Source organism: Clostridiales bacterium (assembly GCA_017961515.1).
Taxonomy (GTDB): Bacteria; Bacillota; Clostridia; order Acetivibrionales; family RGIG10202; genus RGIG10202.
This window is the reverse complement of record JAGCXC010000094.1, coordinates 25,666-46,052: the sequence shown is the minus strand read 5'-3', so window position 1 is coordinate 46,052 and position 20,387 is coordinate 25,666. Positions and strand designations below refer to the sequence as shown.

Below are 20,387 nucleotides of genomic sequence, written 5' to 3'. Positions count from 1 at the left end.
AAAAGGTGCTATACATAAAGCATAGCACCTATATTTTTTTTATATCTAGCATAATCACTCTTTGTAACGAAAGTGTAATTTCCTAAACATGTTATCTTTTTAATACAAGAGTCTCAGTTTCTCTTGCGATAGCCAACTCTTCATTGGTAGGTATAACCAATGTATGAACCTTGGCAGTGCTCGAGCTTATATCAATTTCTTGTCCGCGTACGTTATTCTTGTCGTCATCTATGCTAATACCAAGGAAAGAAAGATCGCGTGTGATAAGCTTACGCATAGCTGCATCATTTTCACCACAACCGGCAGTAAACACAAGTGCATCCACGCCGCCCATTTCTACGATGTATTGCCCGATGAATTTTCTTACGCTTAGTGCAAACATATCTAACGCAACATTTGAGCGTTCGTCATGTTGAGAAGCTTTCTTTTCGACATCACGGAAATCGCTGCTTACTCCTGATACACCAAAGATACCAGATTTTTTGTTGATTAGCGTATCAATTTCATCAATAGAAAAGTTTTCTTTTTCCATTAAGAACTTAATTATAGCAGCATCGATGTCACCACAACGAGTTCCCATCACAAGCCCCGCAAGAGGAGTAAAGCCCATTGATGTATCAATAGATTTACCATTTTTAACAGCACATACGCTAGCACCATTACCCAAGTGGCAAGTTATTATCCTAAGGTCTTTTATATCTTTGCCAAGCATAGCACTAGCTCTTGATGCAACGTATTTATGTGAAGTTCCGTGGAAACCGTATTTTCTTATAGAGTACTTCTCGTAAAGCTCATAAGGTATTGCATAAAGATATGTACTCTTATCCATTGTCTGATGGAAAGCAGTATCAAACACGGCTACCATTGGTGTGTTTGGCATAAGTGCCTTACATGCACGAATACCAGTTATATTTGCAGGATTATGTAATGGTGCAAGATCAATACAATCATTTATTGCGGAAAGGACGTTATTATCTATTACAACTGATTTACTAAATTTCTCTCCGCCGTGCACAACTCTATGTCCTACAGCACCTATCTCATTTATGTTTCGGATAACACCCTTATCTTTATCCATTAGCATGTCTAGCACCATTTGTATTGCAACTTCGTGATTTTTCATATCTTTATTGATGACAATCTTTTCACGTCTGTTGTCGTACGTTAAAACAGAATCTTTTATACCGATTCTTTCGCACAACCCTTTTGCTATGACTTCTTCATTGGTCATATCAATAAGTTGATATTTAAGGGAAGAACTTCCCGAATTTAAAACTAAAATTTTTATACTCATAGGTTTACTCATAATAAAACTCCTTTATAACTACATATTTTGTGCTTGTACAGCAGTTATTGCAACAACACCAACAATATCTTCAGCAGAACATCCGCGAGATAAATCGTTTACAGGTTTTGCGATACCTTGAGTGATAGGTCCATATGCTTCTGCTTTGGCCAATCTTTGAGTAAGTTTATATGCTATATTTCCGCAGTTTAAGTCAGGGAAAATCAATACATTAGCATTTCCAGCAACATCGCTACCAGGTGCCTTTGATTCAGCTATGTGTGGTACCAATGAAGCATCTGCTTGAAGCTCTCCATCTACAGCAAGATTAGGTGCTTTTTCATGTACTAATTTAGTTGCATTAATAACTTTTTCAGTCATAGGATTAACTTTAGCGCTTCCTTTAGTTGAGTATGATAGCATAGCAACCTTAGGTTCTGCCATAACTAAAGTTTTGAAAGATTTAGCGGATGATATTGCAATCTCTGATAATTTTTCTGCATCAGGGTCTTCAACCAATCCACTGTCACCATAAACAAAAGTTCCGCCATAACCGTAATCGCAGTCAGGAACAACCATAACGAAGAATGCTGAAACAAGTTTTGTATCAGGCGCAGTTTTTAAAATTTGTAATGCTGGACGCAAAGTGTCGGCAGTAGAATGACAAGCGCCGGCAACCATTCCATTTGCAATGCCTTTTTTAACAAGCATTACACCAAAATAAAGTGGATCCAATATAGTGGTTTTTGCTTGTTCTAGTGTAACACCCTTTTTTTGCCTTAGCTCAAAGAATGTATTAACGAAGTCGTTATAATATTCTGACGTTTTTGGATCAATTATTTTTGCACGAGATATGTCGTGTCCATTAGCTTTACGCAAAATTTCTTCTTCGTCGCCAACTAAGATGATGTTGGCAATGTCTTTTTCACAGATGATTTCTGTGGCACGAATTGTTCTTTCGTCCAAACTTTCAGGAAGAACTATAGTTTGTTTGTTCTCCTTTGCACGATTAATTATTTGTTCTAAAAATTTCATAATTAAAAAACCTCTCTTATTTAAATATTTGGTGACCAAATATTTATTATACAACATAATCTTTATATTTACAAGACAAGCAAAATAGATTTTTTAAAACAAGACCATTGGATTATTAAATAGGTCATGAGACAAACGTAAAGGAGAGAGGCTTTTGTTAAAATAATTTAAAAATAAGGTTGTTTTTTTACAAAAGTATGTTACAATTGAGTTGTTGACACAAAGAAAGAGGGGTATTCGATGCACTTAAAAAAGATTGAAGTTTACGGATTTAAATCATTTGCAGAGAAAATTAATATGGAATTTGATTTAGGGGTTACGTGTGTCGTTGGCCCTAATGGTAGTGGCAAAAGTAACATCTCAGATTGTGTTAGATGGGTACTGGGGGAACAAAGTGCAAAGAATTTAAGAGGTGGCAAAATGGAGGATGTTATCTTTGCAGGTACGCAATACAGAAAATCTATGGGCTTTGCAAAAGTTAGTCTTGTGCTAGACAATGTGGATGGTAGTTTGCCTATAGACTATGATGAAGTGACAGTGACTAGAAAATTATATAGATCAGGTGAAAGTGAATATTTCATTAACAATACAACATGTAGGTTAAAAGATATCCATGAACTTTTCATGGATACAGGCATAGGTAAAGATGGTTACTCTATAATTGGACAAGGAAGGGTAGATGAAATTTTAAGTACTAAGTCTGAGGATAGAAGAGCTATATTTGAAGAAGCGTCTGGTATAGTAAAGTACAAGTCTAGGAAAAATGAAGCGTTAAGAAAGCTTGAACAGACAAGTAGGAACATGGAAAGAATAAATGATACAGTAAGTATGTTACAAGAACAACTAAATCCGTTAGAGAAACAAGCGCATGTAGCTCAAAAATATAGAGAGTTAAAGCAAAGGTTAAAAGAATTGGAAGTATTACTGTATATAGATAAAATAGGAAAAACATGCGAGGGCCAAAAGTCGATTGGAGAGGAGTATCAAAAGTCCTTATCGATGGTGCAAGAAGAAGAGATGGCCCTAAAGAAGATGGAGGATTTATATAGCGAAAAGAATGAAAATCTTCAGTGCATGTTAAAAAAGTTAGAGGATACAAAAAACGAATATTACAAGAATGAAGGGACAATAGGAGGAATTGCACATAAGATACAAATGGACGAGGAGCGAAAGAGGAGCATAAACTTAAATTTATTTCGTTTAAAGGATGAAATGGGTAAGCTTGATGCTGGGATTTCACATGCAAAAAGAGAAGAGAGTAATTATAGTGACAAACTGAAAAAAATAGAAAAAGAGCAAGAGGAGTATAACTTAAAGCTTGGTCAAGAAGAGAAGAAATTAAATGGCATTATAGATAATTTAACTGATAAGCAAAAAGAAATGGAAAATTTAAATGACAGTTATTTAGAAAAACTAAATGAGAAAACTGTTATGATAAATGTTGTTAACAGTGGAACTAGCCTTTTAGAGGGGATAGAGATTAAAAAGATTGAGCTTGTTGATAAAAAGAACAGATGTGAAAGTGATGCTTTAGTACATAAAAAACATATGGATGAGTTAGAGCGCAATATACAAAATTTTCAAGATATTTTGATAAAGACAAGTGAAGTTGTTAAATCTAAAGAAAAGTGTATAAAGGACATATCAGGGAAAATAGAAGATACAACAAAAAAGTTAAATGATTTAACAGTTGCGCTAAATAGTGATATATCAAAGTATAAGATTTTGAAAGATCTAGAGGATAATTTTGAGGGGTATACTAAGAGTGTTAAGCTTATATTAAAGCTTTGCGGTACAGACAAGAGCTTTGACAGAGGAATTCACGGAGCGTTACTTGGTTTAATTTCTGTCCCTAAAATGGCAGAAGTTGCTATTGAAGTTGCATTAGGTAGCGCGTTGCAATATATAGTGACGGATACAGAGGATGAAGCCAAACGGGTTATAGATTACCTTAAAAAGAACAATATAGGTAGAGCAACGTTTCTTCCTATATCCAGCGTTAAAGGAAAAGCTTTTGATAAAGATCAAGCTGATAAGATAAAATTAAGTGATGGATTTGTTGGATTTGCACATGAGGTTATATCCTATGATAAAAAATACGAGGGTATTATTCTTAGCTTTTTGGGCAAGATTGTTTTAGTGGATGATTTGCAACAAGGGATAGATATGGCGCGTAAGTTTAATCATAAGTTTAAGATAGTTACTTTAAAAGGAGAGTTTTTAAACATAGGTGGATCTATAACAGGAGGAAGTATTAGCGGAAGAGATGCTGGGATGATAGCTAGGGGACGTCAGATAAAAGAACTTAAAGAGGCTATAGATTCAAAGAAGATATTACTTAAAGAAAAAGATGAAGAATTAGAAGAAATGAAGATAGATCGGGAGAATAATCAAAAGGAGCTTACATTTGATCAACAAAAGCAGAAGGAATATGAAATGGCAATGTTGAAGGAAGTTGGCACAAGAGAGAGGCTAAAGGATGATCACGAAAGGGCAATGGAGGATTTAGAAAACAGTAGCAATCAATTAAATGAATTGCTAAAAGAAGAAAAAGAAGCGAAGGATAAGTACGAAAGTGATAAAAAAAGGCTTGCAGAAGTTGAAAAAGAGATAGATGATATACAGGTTATGGTAGTAAAAAACAAAGAAAAGCATAAGAGAAAATTGAGAGAGAGAGAAAGTGTGCAAGGAAGTATTATGCAGATAAATATAGAGCTAAATAAAGTGATTGAACTTGCGCGAAGTATAACAGAGCTTCAAAATAAGGAAGCAAACCATAGAAAAGAGCTAGAAGATAGTGTTATTAAGAAAAACGAGCAAAGTGATGAGTTTAAGAAAGAGATATTAGCAATTGATGAGGATATATCAAGGCTTAAAGCTGATTTAATTTGCGAGAGTAAGAATAAAGATAGCATATATGAGAGTATGGTAAATCTAGAGAAGGATAAAAAGCAAATAGAGCAAGAAGTAGAAAAGGTATTTGGAGATATACGCAAGATAAATAAAAATATAATTGCATTAAAAGAAGAATTTAGTAGAGTAGAGAACAAGAAAGAAAGAATTGATAGCGAGATAAAGTATCTTAAAGATAAATTGTGGGAAGAGTATGAGCTAACCTATAACAATGCCGTTAATTTAAATAAAGATGTGCAAAAGAAGGTTACACAAAAAGAAATAAATGATATTCGGGCTGATATAAAGGCATTGGGTGATGTCAATATGGGTGCTATAGAGGAGTATGACAAAGTACGAGAGAATTATGACTTTTTGATGGAGCAAAAAAATGATATGGAGAAGTCGGAACAAAATTTAAAGAAAGCTATCCTAGACATAACCAATGTAATGAAAGAGCAGTTTGTAACACAGTTTGAATTGATAAATGAGAATTTTAATGTAGTGTTTAGTGAGCTATTCGAAGGTGGAAGGGCTAAGCTTATATTAGATGATGAGAGCAATGTTTTAGAGAGTGGGATACAGATACAAGTGCAGCCACCTGGGAAGAAGCTACAAAATATGATGTTGTTGTCTGGAGGAGAGAGGGCATTTACAGCAATAGCATTATTATTTGCAATAATAAAATTAAGGCCCGCGCCGTTTTGTATACTAGATGAGATAGAGGCAGCTTTGGATGATGCAAATGTATACAAGTTTGCGGATTATATAAAAAGGCATATTGACTTAAGCCAATTTATATTGATTACTCATAGAAAAGGAACCATGGAGGCAGCTGATAGTATATATGGTGTGACAATGCAAGAACAGGGAGTGTCTAAAGTTGTGTCATTAAGACTAGATGAAGTTTGTGAAGAAGAAATATTAGAAAGGGTAGAGTGAGATGGGATTTTTCGAAAAGTTAAAAAAGGGGTTAGAAAAGACTAGAAATAACATAACCAAGAGAATAGATGGGATACTTAGTATGTTTACTAAAATAGATGAGGATCTATTTTCGGAATTAGAGGAAGTTCTAATAACAGCGGATGTTGGGGTGTTGACGTCCATGTATATAATAGACGAGTTAAGGGAAGAGGTAAAAAAAAGGCGTGTTACTGAAGCGACGGAGGTAAAAGGGATCTTAAAGTCAATAATAGAGAATATACTAAATGAAGGTGATGCTAAAGTTGATATATCAACTAGTCCATTGGTATTGGTTGTGGTAGGAGTAAACGGGGTTGGTAAAACAACATCTATTGCAAAGATTGCAAATAGCTATAAAGAGAGAGGTAAGAAGGTATTGGTTGCGGCAGGGGATACATTTAGGGCGGCAGCAATAGACCAGCTTGATTTATGGGCCCAAAAAGTAGGTGTTGATATAATAAAGCACAAAGAGGGAAGTGATCCAGCAGCAGTTGTATTTGACGCGGCAAAATCTTTTGAGACATCAAAGGCAGATGTGCTAATATGTGATACAGCGGGACGACTTCATACCAAAAAAAATTTGATGGAAGAATTGAAAAAGATATATCGAGTAATAGATAAAGAGGTGTCAAGTGCAAATTGTAAAACATTGTTGGTGTTAGACGCGACAACGGGTCAGAACGCAATTTCTCAAGCTAAGACATTTAAAAAAGAAGTTGGAATAGATGGAGTAGTGCTAACTAAGATAGATGGTACAGCAAAAGGGGGAATTGTCATAGCTATAGCGAAGGAATTAGGAACGCCAGTTTGTTTGATAGGCGTGGGAGAAGGAGTAAATGACCTACAAGAGTTTAATTCCAAGGAGTTTGTAGATGCACTTTTTTGAGGAGGAGGCAAGAGATATGAAAATGTACGATATTATTGAGAAAAAGAGAGACAAAGGGGAATTAACTTATGAGGAGATTAAATATTTTGTAGACAATTACTGTGATAACAAAATTTTTGATGATCAAGCTGCAGCGCTGGTTATGGCGATGTTTTTAAATGGCATGACAGACGAAGAAACAGCCAATTTGACTAAGATTATGTCTGAGTCGGGTGATATGATAGATTTGTCTAGTATAAAAGGCATAAAGGTAGATAAACATAGTACAGGTGGTGTTGGAGACAAAACAACACTAATACTTGGGCCTATAGTTGCGGCGTTAGGTGTGCCAGTGGCCAAAATGTCAGGAAAGGGATTAGGTCATACAGGAGGAACAATAGATAAGTTAGAGTCTATACCTAATTTTAATACAGGGCTTAGTATAGATACATTCATAAATAATATAAAGGATATATCAATAGCTATAGCGGGGCAGACAGGGAATTTGGTGCCAGCGGACAAGAAATTGTATTCACTAAGAGATTTAACAGCTACGGTAAATAGTATCCCACTAATAGCAAGTAGTATAATGAGTAAGAAGATAGCATCAGGTGCGGATAAAATAGTTTTGGATGTAAAAGTTGGTAATGGAGCATTTATGAAGGACCAAGAGAGTGCAGAAAAACTAGCGAGAGCCATGGTTAATATAGGAAGTAGAGTAGGAAGAAATACGGTTGCGTATATAACAAGAATGGATAGACCATTGGGAAAGGCAGTGGGTAATTCGCTTGAAGTGATAGAAGCAATAGAGACTCTTCGAGGCAAGGGGCCAAGTGATTTGGAAGAGATATCGTATACACTTGCGGCGAAGATGTTGGAGTTAGCACATGTAGGTACATTTAAAGAATGTTATGATAAAGTGTTGGATGTTGTAAAAAGTGGAAAAGCATTAAAAAAATTAAGAGAGCTAATAGATAAGCAAAATGGAGATAGTAGAGTTATAGACGATTATAGCTTGTTCAAAAAAGCAAAAATATGCCAGGAAATTAAGGCCAATATGAGAGGATATGTAAAAAGCATAGATACGAGAGCAGTAGGTAGAGCGTCTATGATATTAGGTGCAGGAAGAGAAACAAAACTTAGTATAATAGATCATAGCGCGGGGATGGTGTTAAATAAGAAAGTTGGGGATAGGGTAGAGCCAGGAGATGTGTTAGCTACTATCTATACAGACAAGGATAATGAGGTAGAAATTGCGAAAAATGTTATTGTTGGTGCGTATACATATCAGGATAAGAAACCGGATGAAGACAAACTTATATTGGCGTACATAGAAAAAAACAATTAAAAAAGGAGAGAGAAAATTGATTAAAAAAATTTTTAGTATAATATTAATATGTTGCATAGGATTATCAGCTGTTCCAGTTCTAGCAGATGATAATATAAGAAGTGGGGGGACATTAAATATTCCTCAAAATACAGTGTTAGATAGTCTTACAGCTAAGTCTATTATGCTTATGGATGCTACTACGGGTACAGTAATATTTGAGAGGAATAGTGATGAGAAACTTCCATTGGCGAGTATAACAAAGGTTATGTCTATGATGATTATATTAGATGAGATAAGAAACAATAATCTTAGTATGGATGACATAGTAACAACATCACCGTATGCAGCTAGTATGGGTGGGTCGCAGGTTTATTTAAAGGAAGGTGAAGAGTTTACAGTAAGAGATATGTTAAAGGCGATAGCTATACATTCGGCCAATGATTGTACGGTGGCAGTAGCAGAAAAAGTAGCTGGTAGCGAGAGTACTTTTGTAGATAGAATGAATGAGAAAGCGAAAGCATTGGGAATGTACAACACATATTTCTTAGATTGTACAGGATTAACTGATGACGGGCATTATTCTACAGCATATGATATAGCACTTATGTCTTCTTGTGTAGCGAATGATTATCCAGAAATATTAGAGCTAACATCAATATGGCATGATACATTTAGAGATGGGAAATTTTCATTAGATAATACTAATAAATTAGTTGGCAAGTACACAGGAGTAACTGGTTTAAAGACAGGATTTACAACAAAGGCGGGTTATTGTTTGACGACTACAGCCAAGAGAGGGCTTCTAAGTTTGGTGTCGGTTGTGTTGGGGACAGATACAACAGACAGAAGATTTGATGAAACAAGTAAGTTATTAGATTATGGTTTTGCAAATGTAGAGTTATACAGTAGTAATAAAAAAGGTGAAGTAGTGAATAAAGTTAAGGTTATAGGTGGTGTACAAAAAGATGTAGACGCCATATATAAAAGAGATGTCAATGTAACAATATTAAAGAAAGACAGAAGTAAACTTGGGAGAAATATTGTTTTGGAGAATAATTTAGTTGCACCAATTAAAAAGGGTGATACTGTGGGAAGAGTAGAATTTAAGGTAGATGATCAAGTTATAGCAAAAGAGGAAATAGTGGCAAAGAATGACGTAAAAAAAGCATCGTGGATAAAGAGAATATTTAGAGCTATATTAAGGTGGTTAGGTATAGAGTAAAAAATTACAAAGGTGAAGAATATGAACAATAAAATAATAGTTATGATAGTTTGTTTTGGGGTAAGTTTTATTACTACGATTCAGGTAAGGACGGTACGCATTGCAAATGATCAGACGAAGATACTAGAGACAAAGGTAAAACATATAGCTTTTTTGTTAAAAAAAGAGAGGGAAATAAGTGATAGCTTAAATCAGAGTATACGTAATAGTCTAAAAAAAGAGGAGATGTATTTAAAAGATGATTTAGGAAGCGAGTATGATGCGTTAAAAAAAGAATGGGAGAGTATAAGTAAAAAGGCAGGGTTAACCGACGTAATAGGACAAGGAATAATAATAACAGTAAATGATGCAGCACATGATGTGTATACACTTGATATAGTAGAAGATTATAGAGATTTAAAGGATATGGTGGTGCATGATATGGATTTGGTGTGTATACTAAATGAGCTTAAGATACATGGATGCCAAGCAATATCGATAAATGACGAGAGAATAATATCAATTAGTGAGCAGATGTGTGCGGGAACGACGGTTAGGGTGAATAAGAGACGATATACTCCACCATTTGAAATAAAAGCGATAGGGGATGCGGATAGGCTATTTGAAGGGTTGAACAATAGTGAATATGTAAATGAATTAAGGGTTAATAATATACGTGTCAATATAAGAAAGGAGAACGAACTAACAGTGTTTAAGTATAAAGATGATATAGGAAAATTAATTACAGGGCTTGAGGTGTCAAAAAGATGAAAAAGAATGATAATATATTTATTGCAGTGATATGTGGACTTTTGGGATTAGTGTTATCATGGCAACTTAGAAGTACATATAGGAACTCAACAATAGAGAAGAACACAACAACTAGGATAGAATATCTAAAGGACGAATTGATATCGGCTAAGAGTTTAAATGATAGTCTAAGATCGAGAAATGAGCAGTTGGTAAATCAAATACGAGAGTACGAAAAAAGCAGAGGAGACCAATCTGCATATGAGAGGAACTTAAAGAATGAGTTAGAGAGAGCTAGAATGCTAGCAGGGCTAGTTGATGTAGAAGGTAAAGGTATAATAATAAATTTAAAGAATACATATTACAATGTGGTAGAGCAAAGTGATATATTAAAATTACTAAACGAGCTAAAAGCAAGTGATGCACAGGCACTATCGGTTAATGAAGAGAGGATCCTTGCAACTAGTGAGGTAAGAGAAGCAGGCGGGTATATAATAATAAATGGAAAGCAATTTTTGGCTCCATTTGAGATAAAAGCGATAGCACCACAAGATAAGGTAGAAAACGCGTTGAGTATGGTAGGAGGCATAATAGAGCAATTAAGAGATTTGTATAAACTGGATGTGGAAATACAAAGAGCGGATAAAGTTATTATTCCTAAGGCAAGAGATGATGGTTCTGCATTTAATGTGGATCTTATGAAGGTACTGGAGTAAAAGATATGATATAGAGTAGAGGCTACAATATTTATAAGCTTTTTGCCAAAGGGTAGGGGTAAGTAAAAAATAAAGATTGGGAGTATTAGATCTGGTGAGAAGATTATAGTTTTTGCAATTTAAAATTCTTCGGTTAAAGAAGGATTTTTTTGTAGATTAAGAAAAATGTTCTACTCTCATACTGTCTGGATATATGAAATGATGGCAAATGATGAAGAAAGAGGGAAAAGTATGATGGAACTAGATTTAGAAGAGTTACTTATTGGAGCATGTTACAGAGGTAGCAGGGAATTGGTAGAATATTTGGTAGAGATGGGAGCAAGAATTAATAGTAGGGATAAAAAAGGGTATACTCCGTTGATGGAAGCTTGTTTTAGAGGGAACATAGAAATAGTAAAATACTTGGTAGAGAAAGGAGCAGAAATTAATGTTGTTGATGAGTATGGATATAATCCATTGATGCATGCCTGTTTTATGGGACATATAGAAGTGATTGAATATTTATTAAAAAATGGAGTGAAAGTTAATTTAAAAGATAAAGATGGATATACTCCATTAATGCATGCTTGTTTTGGAGAGAAATTAGAAGCAGTAAGATGTTTAGTAGAAAAAGGAGCATTAATTAACGTAAGAGATAAATACGGTAATACTCCATTGATGAAAGCAAGTATTAAAGATAATGTAGAATTAGTGAGGTATCTAGTAGAAAAAGGAGCAGATGTTAATGTTATTAATTTAAATAGAGAAACGCCATTAATGATGGCGTACTTTGGAAGGAATACGGAGGTAATGAATTATTTAGTGGAGAATGGAGCAGAAATTAATGCGAAAGATAAATATGGGGATACTGTGTTGATGAGAGCATGTAACAAAGATGGTCTGGAAATAGTAGAGTATTTGGCGGAAATAGGAGCGGATGTTAATGCTACTAATATCAATGGGGAAACGCCATTGATGAGGGCATGTATTAGAAAAGACATTGAATTAGCGAAGTACTTAGTAAAAAGAGGAGCCAAAGTTAATGCTATCAATAAAAAGGGAGAAACCCCATTGATGATATCATGTATGAGAAAAGATATGAGATTAGTAACATATTTAGTAAAAAAAGGAGCAGAAATTAATGCTAGTAATAATAACAGATGTACTCCATTGATGATGGCGTTTTTTGGTAACAATGCAGGAATGGCTGAGTATTTGTTAGAGCATGGAGCAAATATATTGGGTTCGGAATGGCATATTAGTAACATGAGTAATGTTATAACAAGAAGGTACGCAATATTAAATTTAGTAAAAGCTATAAACGCAAAGGATATTGAAAAACTAGTTGACCTTGAAAAATTTTTCGATAAATATTGGGAAAATTATAATAGGATAGTTATAAAGGTAAAATCGGAAGGCTTGGCAGAAAGAAAGATAAAATCTAATTGGATTAAGGGTTTTGCAAATTCTCTAAAAGTAATACTTTTCAAATTAGATGAGATCAAGAGAGAAACTGTTGCACAAGATGAGATTAGTAAAATTGATAGAGTAAGAAAACAAATTGTTGGGTTTATAAAAAAAGCGAGAAGGGAATATGAAAATAATGTGATTGAAAATGTTGATGCCTATATTAAAGATAAGTCAAAGGATAAAGGGAAAAATCTGTGGGTGTAAATCAAACTTATTTTGTCGCCTTGACAAAAATTTTTAATTTTAGTATTATGTGGATGATCAATTAAGATTTGCTTGCAAATCCAAGTAAAGAATGTAAATTAATTTGGAGATCTAAAGTTTTGTTTTAAATGAATACTTTTTAAGGAAGCTGGGAATATTCAATCCGAGTTATGTATATTCTTTATGCCGGATTAAATCTCTAAAATAAAATGACAAGAGAGGAAGATAATTCTTTTAGCATTGAAAGGTTGTAGACAAAAACTTTTTGCCTGGTATATGTTCATAAACCAAGGTATAGAGTGCTAATGTAAGTGTATTGCTTAGAAAGGAAGTGCTTAGGTATGATAATGAGAGAAGAGATATTAAGAGCGTGTAGAAGGGGAGATTTAAAGAAGGTTAAGTTTTTAGTAGAGGAAAAAGGTGTGAGTATTGATATAACAGACGAATGTCAAGAGACTTTACTTATGATTGCTTGTCGCACAGGTAATGTTCAAATTACAGGATATTTATTAGACAAAGGAGCAGATATCAACGTATATTATGCTTATGAGAGTGGTAAAAATCCGTTGACATATGCGTGTAGTAAAGGCGACTTAGAACTAGTAAAATGCCTAGTGGAAAGATTGAAAGATATAAATGTTAAAGATTATTTTAGAAAGAGCCCATTGGTACGTGCTTTTGAAAATGGTAATTTAGATATTGCAGAATATTTAATAGAGCATGGAGCAGATATTTCGAATATAGTGGAGGATATGAGAGAAGATGTAACAGAAGAGTATCCATTAATAAGATGTATTAAAGCTATATATGAAAAGGACATGGGAAGATTAACGGATTTAAAAGAATTTTTTGAGGCATATTGGAGAAAGTATAATATAATAAATGTTAGAACAAAGTCAGAGCGGGTATACGAAAGAATAATCAGATCAGATGCAGTTAATGTTTTTTCCAAAACTTTAATAACATTACTTCCCAAATTGGATGAGATGAAAAATGAGGATATGACAAAAGAGGAAATTGATAAGATTGATAGCATAAGAAAAGAAATCGTTAAATTTGTAAAAACAGGACGAAGAGAGTTTGAAAATGCTACAATTGAAAATATTAAAATTATTGGTGCGAAGACCGATAAGGAGGAAATTAAAAATACATAAGAAGTTATATAATAACTATCTGTATAAAACAAGGAGGTAGTATACGGTGTTATTTATTAAGGCATGTAAAGAAGGAAATATAGAACGAGCAAAAGTGTTGTTAGAACAAGGAGCAGCAGATATTAATGAAAGAGATACGGATGGATGGACTGCTCTTATGCGAGCTTCATGGGATGGTCGGATAGATGTTGTTAAATTTTTGATTAAAAAAGGAGCAAAGAATTATAAAGAGGCATTTGTGTTAGCTGCTGAAAATGGACAAAAAAGTATTGTTGAGTTTCTGATTAAATATGATTTTGAGAGGTTAGCTGCTAAAAAAAGGCCAGAGAATGTGGATTATGAAAAATATACGATTATTGACAGAAGAGATATGAATTTTTATCAAACCGCGCTTATGAGAGCGGTGGATAATCCGTGGAAAGATAATTTGGATGTTGTTAAGGTTTTACTTACAAAGAAATATGAATATGTTTTCGACAAACTTATAAGAGATAATTTTGATGAAAAATTGGCTAGACAATCAGCTTATAAATCAGTTGTAGACTATATTAATGAGATAGATAATTTAGGGTATACGGCGCTTATGCAAGCTGTATATCGTGGGCATAGTGATATTGTAAAATATCTTATTGAAAAAGGAGCAGATATCTATAAAACTACTAAAGGAGGGCATACAGCTTTAGATTTAGCCATTTGTGTATCTGAGTCTCCGGATATTGTAAAAAGCATTGTTGTTAGGATGAAAGCAATTTCGACTTTGTTTGTTGATGAAGTTTGGGAAAGTTATAAGACTAGTTATATTAATGATAAGGAAAAAGGATCGTATTATGTAAGTGAAAAATATGAAGAAGATTTTGGGGTTAAAGATCCTGTATCTTGTAGAACTAAAAGACAAGAGGATATTTATAGAATACTTGGGTCTGTAATAGGCCGGGATGTGGAAAAGGAAATTTGTAATTTTAAGTCTGGGATTGCTAAAAAAGTTGTTGAACCAATGCGTAAAAGGAAAAAGGATAAATGTGTCGATAAAGAGTTGGATAAAGAAAAATCAAAACAACCCAATATATCATCTGGTAAGGAAAGATTAGTGAATATGTAAAAAGGTAAGTGTGCTAGTGATAATTTTCTTAAACGTAGATTAAGAAAATTGTCGCTAGATATTCTAGATTAAGTCTATATTTTTTTCGTGTTACGTTAATTATTCTATTGGGCATGTAGACAAAGTTCTCACAAAAATTAATTCGGTTAAAAGCCACCACCCTTTAGGGTCGAGGTAATTGACAAAGCATAAAAGTAAAAATCTTGTATAAAATATAAGGTTTTTTTTTGACTTTTATTCACATTGTTGACAAAAATATAATCATATAGTATAATACTAATTGATATCAAAAATTAAATATTAGAACTTGTTTTCTGTAATATTTTGGAATATGGTTATGTGTGTAAATAGGGGTGTGGTAGTATGATAAAAGAAGAAGAGTTACTAGAATTATATCAAAATGGAAGTTTATCAGAATTGAGCAAAAATGGAAAATTGGATAGAACAGCAGATTTGCTAGAAATGAACGCCAATATAGATACAAGAGATAATAATGGAAGAACTCCGTTAATGAACGCATGCCAAGAAGGGAATTTTGAAAAAGTGTGGCTTTTAATGGAGATAGGAGCCGATATATATGCAAGAGATAATAGAAAAAGAACTCCATTGATATATGCGGGTATTGGAGGGTCTCCTCAAGTGGTGTATTATTTATTGGAGAATGGAGTTTATGTTAATAGCGAAGACATAAGAGGCGATACAGCATTGATATATGCATGCATTGAAGGGAATAAGGAAGTAGTAGAATGTTTAGTAGATATGGGAGCTAATATTAATCAAGTGGATGATTTTGAAAAAACTCCATTGATATATGCATGTAGCAGAGGGGATATGGAATTAGTGAAGTATTTAGTAGAGAATGGAGCCAAGATTGATAAAATGGATGATGAAGGGAAAACTTCATTGATGCACGCATGCGTTAAAGGTTATGAGGATATATTTTATTATTTAGAGGAGCATGGAGCAAATATCTATAAGAAGGATACAGGGAAAACTTCATTGATGTGTGCATGTGAGGAAGGAAATGAGGAAATAGTGAAGTACTTGATGGAGAGAGGATTAAACATTAACGACAAAGATAGTGAGGGGAAAACTTCATTGATGTATGCATGTTGTGGAGGAAATGTGGAATTAGTGAAATACTTGGTGGAGAGAGGACTAAATATTAACGACAAAGATAGTGAGGGTGAAACTTCATTGATGTATGCATGCGAGGAAGGAAATGAGAAAATAGTAAAGTGTTTAGTGGAGAATGGAGCCAATATAAATGAAAAGAGTAAAGAGGGTAGAACTTCATTTATGTATGCGTGTTTTGCGGGAAACAAAGAAGTAGTGGATTATTTAGAGGGGCAGGGAGCAAATATCAATGAAAGAGATAATAATAATAGAACAACATTGATGTATGCATGTTGTGGAGGAAATGAGGAAAGAGTAAAGTATCTAATGGAGCGAGGATTAAATATAAATGAAAAAGATAATACAGGGAAAACTTTATTGATGTATGCATGTTGTGGAGGAAATGTGGAAATAGTAAAGTATCTAATAGAGCAAGGAGAGAATATAAACGAAAAAGATAATAATGGGAAAACTTCATTGATGTACGCATGTTATAAAGAAAATGAGGGAATAGTAAAGTATCTAGTAGAGCAAGGAGAGAATATAAACGAAAAAGATAATAATGGGAAGACTTCATTGATGGAGGCATGTTGTGGAGGAAATGTGGAAATAGTAAAGTATTTAGTAGAACATGGAGCCAATATAAACCAAGAGGATAACATTGGTAATGTTCCACTTGTATATGCATGGGAGGCAAGACGTAGAAAAACAGTGAGGTATTTATTAGAGGAGTGTGGAGCAAATATTTCAAAGTTAATAAATAATGAAAAAGTAAGACGGGAGTATTATTTAGAAGAAGTACATCCTATATTAAACTTGGTTGAGGCTTTGGCACAAAAAAATGTAGAAAAATTACCTGATTTAGATAATTTTTTTGAAGGATATTGGCGAAGTTATTATAGGGAAGAAGGAGAAAAAAAGTCAGATAGAGTAGTGGAAAGAGTTAATAAGTCAGATGAAGCTAAGTCTTTCGCAAAGCAGTTAAGAAAGTTAATTCCCAGTATAGATAGGTTGAAAAAGGGAGATAGGACACAAAAAGAACTTAATAAAATTGACCAGATTAGAAGAAAAATTGTGGAATTTATAAAAGAAACAAGAAAGGAATTTGATAATAATATAGTTAAAAATATTTATGAGATTAGAAATAAAACCAAAGGCAAAAGTAAATAAAATAAATCCTTTAGACAGAAATTTTTTTTATACATACATATGAAAAGGAGATGAAAATAAAAAGAAAAGAGGAGATGTTATATGACAAATGAAGAAGAAAAATTATTAGAATTGTGTAGATACGGGGATATAACCGAAGTGGAGCGTTTAGTTCAAAATAAGGTAAATGTTAATGTGAAAAATTCTTTTGAAAATACACCACTTATGTTTGCGTGTGGTAGTGGTAATTATGAATTGGTAAAGTACTTGGTTGAAAACGGAGCAGATATTAATGCAAAGGATCAATTTGGAAGAACTGTAATTATGAGTGCGTGTAAAGGAGGAAACTTAAAGATAGTAAAATATCTTGAGGGGAAAGGTGCCAATATTAACGAAAAGGATCAGTTTAATAACACGTCATTGATCAACGCTTGTTCAAGCAAAGAATTAGCTATAGTAAAATATTTGGTAGAAGAAAAGAAATTGGATATTAATGAAAGTAATGAATTTGGTATTGACTCATTAATGTATGCATGTGAGTATGGCAATTTAAAAACAGTAAAATATTTGATAAATAAAGGAGCAAACGTTAATGCTAAAGATGAAAATTTAACTACTCCTTTAATGCGTGCGTGTGAGATAAATAACATGGAAATAGTAAAGTATTTAGTAGATATGGGAGCAGATGTTAATGCACGGGATATAAATGGAGCAACTATATTAATTAAGTTAACAGAAGAGGATTTTGCAGATCCTAAAATGATTGAGTATTTATTAGAAAAAGGAGCGGACATTTTAGGCTTAGAAGAATATACGAATTATATTGATTATCCTACAGAAGAATATCCAATATTGCATTTTGTGAAGGCTTTATATACAAAAGACTTAGAGGAAATATCAGACCTAAACAAGTTCTTTGAAGGGTATTGGAGAAATCATAATATAGTAAGTGCAAGAGGGAAGTCGGGAAGGATGCTAGAAAGGACAATGAAAGCAGATTTTACTAATAATTTTGCTAATTCAATGAAGAGATTACTTCCTAAATTAGACGAGATGAAAAAGGAAAGTAGAGCAAAAAGTGAACTTGATAAAATTGAAAATATAAGAAAACAAATTATTGAATTTATAAAGACAGAAAGAAGAGAGCGCGAGATTGGTGTAATTCAAAATATTAACGAAATTAGGGGTAAGGATAAAGGAAGATCAATGTAGATAAAAAAATATTCAGATAAATATGAAGTTTTTGGTTATAAGTAATTGAGCAAAAACGCCAGGTAATGTAGAATGTATTGGCGACTATTATAAAACAAGAAGGGAAGGCAATATGAAAAAGTCAAAATTTACACCAGAGGAATTAATGTTAAGAGCTTGTATTTTAGGAGATAAAAGAGAAGTAGAAATTTTATTAGAAAGAGGGGTAAAAGTTAATATTGCTGACAAAGCTGGTTATACCCCATTGATGTATGCATCAGGGAATGGAGATTTGGAATTAGTAAAGTTTTTAGTGGGAAAAGGGGCAAAAGTAAATGTGAGAGATAAAGATGGATTTAATTCATTAGGACACGCTTTTGGTAAATGGAATAAGGAATTAGTAAATTATTTGGTGGAAAAAGGAGCGCAGGTTGACGTGAAAGATAAAGACGGTTTTACTCCATTGATGATAGCGTGTATTAGAGGAAAAATGGAGGCAGTGAAGTGCTTGGTGGAAAAAGGAGCACAAGTTAATGTTAGTAATAACAAAGGTTTTACTCCGTTAACGAGAGCATGGCTTAGTAGAAATATGGAAATGTCTGAATATCTTATAGAGCATGGAGCAAGTATTTTAAAACTTGAAAAGTATCTGGATTATATAAATGAGGATGTAACAGAAGAATATCCAGTATTAAATTTAATGAAAGCTATATATTTAAACGATGTTGAAAGATTAGATGATTTGGGTAAATTTTTCGAGACATATTGGAGGAATCATAATAAAGTGGTTTCAAACATGGAGGTAAATAGAATAATAGAAAAAAATGTAAAAGCAGATTGGGCCAATAACTTTGCAAATTCTTTAAAGATATTACTTCCAAAGTTGAATGAAATGAAAAAAGGGAACAGAGCACCCAAAGAAGTTAATAAAATTGACAACATAAGAAAACAAATTGTGGGATTTATAAAGGCAGCAAGAAGAGAGTTTGAGATGGGTATAATTCAAAACATTAGTCAATACATAAGTAGGTCTAAAAATAAGGTGATAGATAGTTAGTTAAATTGCAAAAAAAATCTTTATAAAAAAAGGATTTTTATGTATATACGAGGAATAAGAAAGGAGATAGTTTTGTTATAAAGAAAGAGGAGGGGAATATTATGGTAAATGTAGAAGAATTATTAAAATCAGTTGATGCAAAAATACAAGATTTAAATGTGGCTATGCTTGATGAATCAATTAATAGGGTGGCGAGTGCTTACAAATATAGAGATGCCTTAAATGAAGAATTGTTTGAGGTGAAAGATAAAATAAAAGAGTTAACTAAAAGGAATGCGTGTCTTTTGTTAAGAGGATTAAAAGCGCTTAGTAGTAGAATAAATGATGTAGAATACAAACCTCAATATGATGCTCAAATTGATAATATTGTAGCAAATGAAATTAATAAATCACTTGATGTTGTTGTTGATGGGATAAATAGAAGAGTGAAGCTATTTAGAGATTACGACATTGCTTTAAATATGATGGGTATTACTGAAAGAAGTTTTTACGGTGAAAATGGATCAGAAATAAGAAAAAACGATCAGGAGAAAGTGCGTAATTTGGAGCAAGCTAGAAATGGCTTATTGCGTCAAAAGGAAACCATAGCAAGAACTTTAGACACAAAAGGAGTGGACAAGTTTATAAACGATATAAAAGAAAATTTTGATATAATATCACTTGATGATAATAGAACTATTTTACCTGCAAGTGGGATGGATCCTACATTAATAGATATTTATAACAAACAAAAAGGTGAAGAAAAAATAGAAAAAAGATTAACATTGAAAGATATAGACGCTGTTGTAGAGCTAAGGAATATAGAAAAAGGTGTAAAGCTTGATATAAAAAAAGAAAGAAACTCCCAAAAAGGTAAAGATATGGGATGTATAATATCTTGACATTTTGCAAAAAAAATCGTACAATGAGATGATTGCATAATTTTAAGATA

General features: G+C 33.2%; 15 protein-coding genes. 13 read left to right on the top strand and 2 right to left on the bottom strand.

Going from position 1 to position 20,387, the window contains the following annotated elements; translation table 11 throughout:
• Positions 1–91 precede the first annotated feature (91 nt).
• Entirely contained in the window at positions 92–1,288 is a 1,197-nt protein-coding gene (locus J6Y29_07045; GenBank protein ID MBP5427620.1) for an acetate kinase, read from the bottom strand.
• Positions 1,289–1,324: 36 nt separating this feature from the next.
• Positions 1,325–2,320 (bottom strand): phosphate acetyltransferase, encoded by a 996-nt coding sequence (gene pta / locus J6Y29_07040; GenBank protein ID MBP5427619.1) that lies wholly within the window; start codon positions 2,318–2,320, stop codon positions 1,325–1,327.
• Positions 2,321–2,560: 240 nt separating this feature from the next.
• Here pta and smc point away from each other — a divergent pair, with 240 nt between their 5' ends.
• The 13 genes from smc to J6Y29_06975 all read left to right on the top strand — a co-directional run bounded on the left by smc (position 2,561) and on the right by J6Y29_06975 (position 20,337).
• On the top strand, positions 2,561–6,154 hold the full coding sequence (gene smc, locus J6Y29_07035) for a chromosome segregation protein SMC (protein MBP5427618.1): 3,594 nt from the start codon (positions 2,561–2,563) through the stop codon (positions 6,152–6,154).
• Position 6,155: 1 nt separating this feature from the next.
• Positions 6,156–7,061 (top strand): signal recognition particle-docking protein FtsY, encoded by a 906-nt coding sequence (gene ftsY / locus J6Y29_07030; GenBank protein ID MBP5427617.1) that lies wholly within the window; start codon positions 6,156–6,158, stop codon positions 7,059–7,061.
• A 16-nt stretch (positions 7,062–7,077) separates the two neighbouring features.
• Entirely contained in the window at positions 7,078–8,388 is a 1,311-nt protein-coding gene (locus tag J6Y29_07025; GenBank protein MBP5427616.1) for a pyrimidine-nucleoside phosphorylase, read from the top strand.
• 16 nt (positions 8,389–8,404) lie between these two features.
• Positions 8,405–9,592 carry a D-alanyl-D-alanine carboxypeptidase gene (locus J6Y29_07020; GenBank protein ID MBP5427615.1) on the top strand — a complete coding sequence of 396 codons (1,188 nt, stop codon included), beginning with the start codon at positions 8,405–8,407 and terminating at the stop codon, positions 9,590–9,592.
• A 21-nt stretch (positions 9,593–9,613) separates the two neighbouring features.
• Positions 9,614–10,342: a DUF881 domain-containing protein gene (locus J6Y29_07015; GenBank protein ID MBP5427614.1), complete on the top strand. Its 729-nt coding sequence runs from the start codon at positions 9,614–9,616 to the stop codon at positions 10,340–10,342.
• Positions 10,339–11,037: a DUF881 domain-containing protein gene (locus J6Y29_07010; protein MBP5427613.1), complete on the top strand. Its 699-nt coding sequence runs from the start codon at positions 10,339–10,341 to the stop codon at positions 11,035–11,037. The genes J6Y29_07015 and J6Y29_07010 overlap by 4 nt, the downstream gene beginning before the upstream one ends.
• A gap of 201 nt (positions 11,038–11,238) precedes the next feature.
• Positions 11,239–12,690 carry an ankyrin repeat domain-containing protein gene (locus J6Y29_07005; protein MBP5427612.1) on the top strand — a complete coding sequence of 484 codons (1,452 nt, stop codon included), beginning with the start codon at positions 11,239–11,241 and terminating at the stop codon, positions 12,688–12,690.
• Positions 12,691–13,031: 341 nt separating this feature from the next.
• A complete protein-coding gene (locus J6Y29_07000) occupies positions 13,032–13,844 on the top strand; it encodes an ankyrin repeat domain-containing protein (protein ID MBP5427611.1) in 813 nt (270 codons plus the stop codon).
• A 46-nt stretch (positions 13,845–13,890) separates the two neighbouring features.
• The gene (locus tag J6Y29_06995) at positions 13,891–14,943 is read left to right on the top strand and encodes an ankyrin repeat domain-containing protein (GenBank protein MBP5427610.1); all 1,053 of its coding nucleotides are present in this window, start codon (positions 13,891–13,893) and stop codon (positions 14,941–14,943) included.
• A gap of 363 nt (positions 14,944–15,306) precedes the next feature.
• A complete protein-coding gene (locus J6Y29_06990; GenBank protein ID MBP5427609.1) occupies positions 15,307–17,229 on the top strand; it encodes an ankyrin repeat domain-containing protein in 1,923 nt (640 codons plus the stop codon).
• Positions 17,230–17,310: 81 nt separating this feature from the next.
• Positions 17,311–18,420: an ankyrin repeat domain-containing protein gene (locus J6Y29_06985; GenBank protein MBP5427608.1), complete on the top strand. Its 1,110-nt coding sequence runs from the start codon at positions 17,311–17,313 to the stop codon at positions 18,418–18,420.
• A gap of 112 nt (positions 18,421–18,532) precedes the next feature.
• Positions 18,533–19,456: an ankyrin repeat domain-containing protein gene (locus J6Y29_06980; GenBank protein MBP5427607.1), complete on the top strand. Its 924-nt coding sequence runs from the start codon at positions 18,533–18,535 to the stop codon at positions 19,454–19,456.
• Positions 19,457–19,557: 101 nt separating this feature from the next.
• On the top strand, positions 19,558–20,337 hold the full coding sequence (locus tag J6Y29_06975; protein ID MBP5427606.1) for a hypothetical protein: 780 nt from the start codon (positions 19,558–19,560) through the stop codon (positions 20,335–20,337).
• Positions 20,338–20,387: the final 50 nt, after the last annotated feature.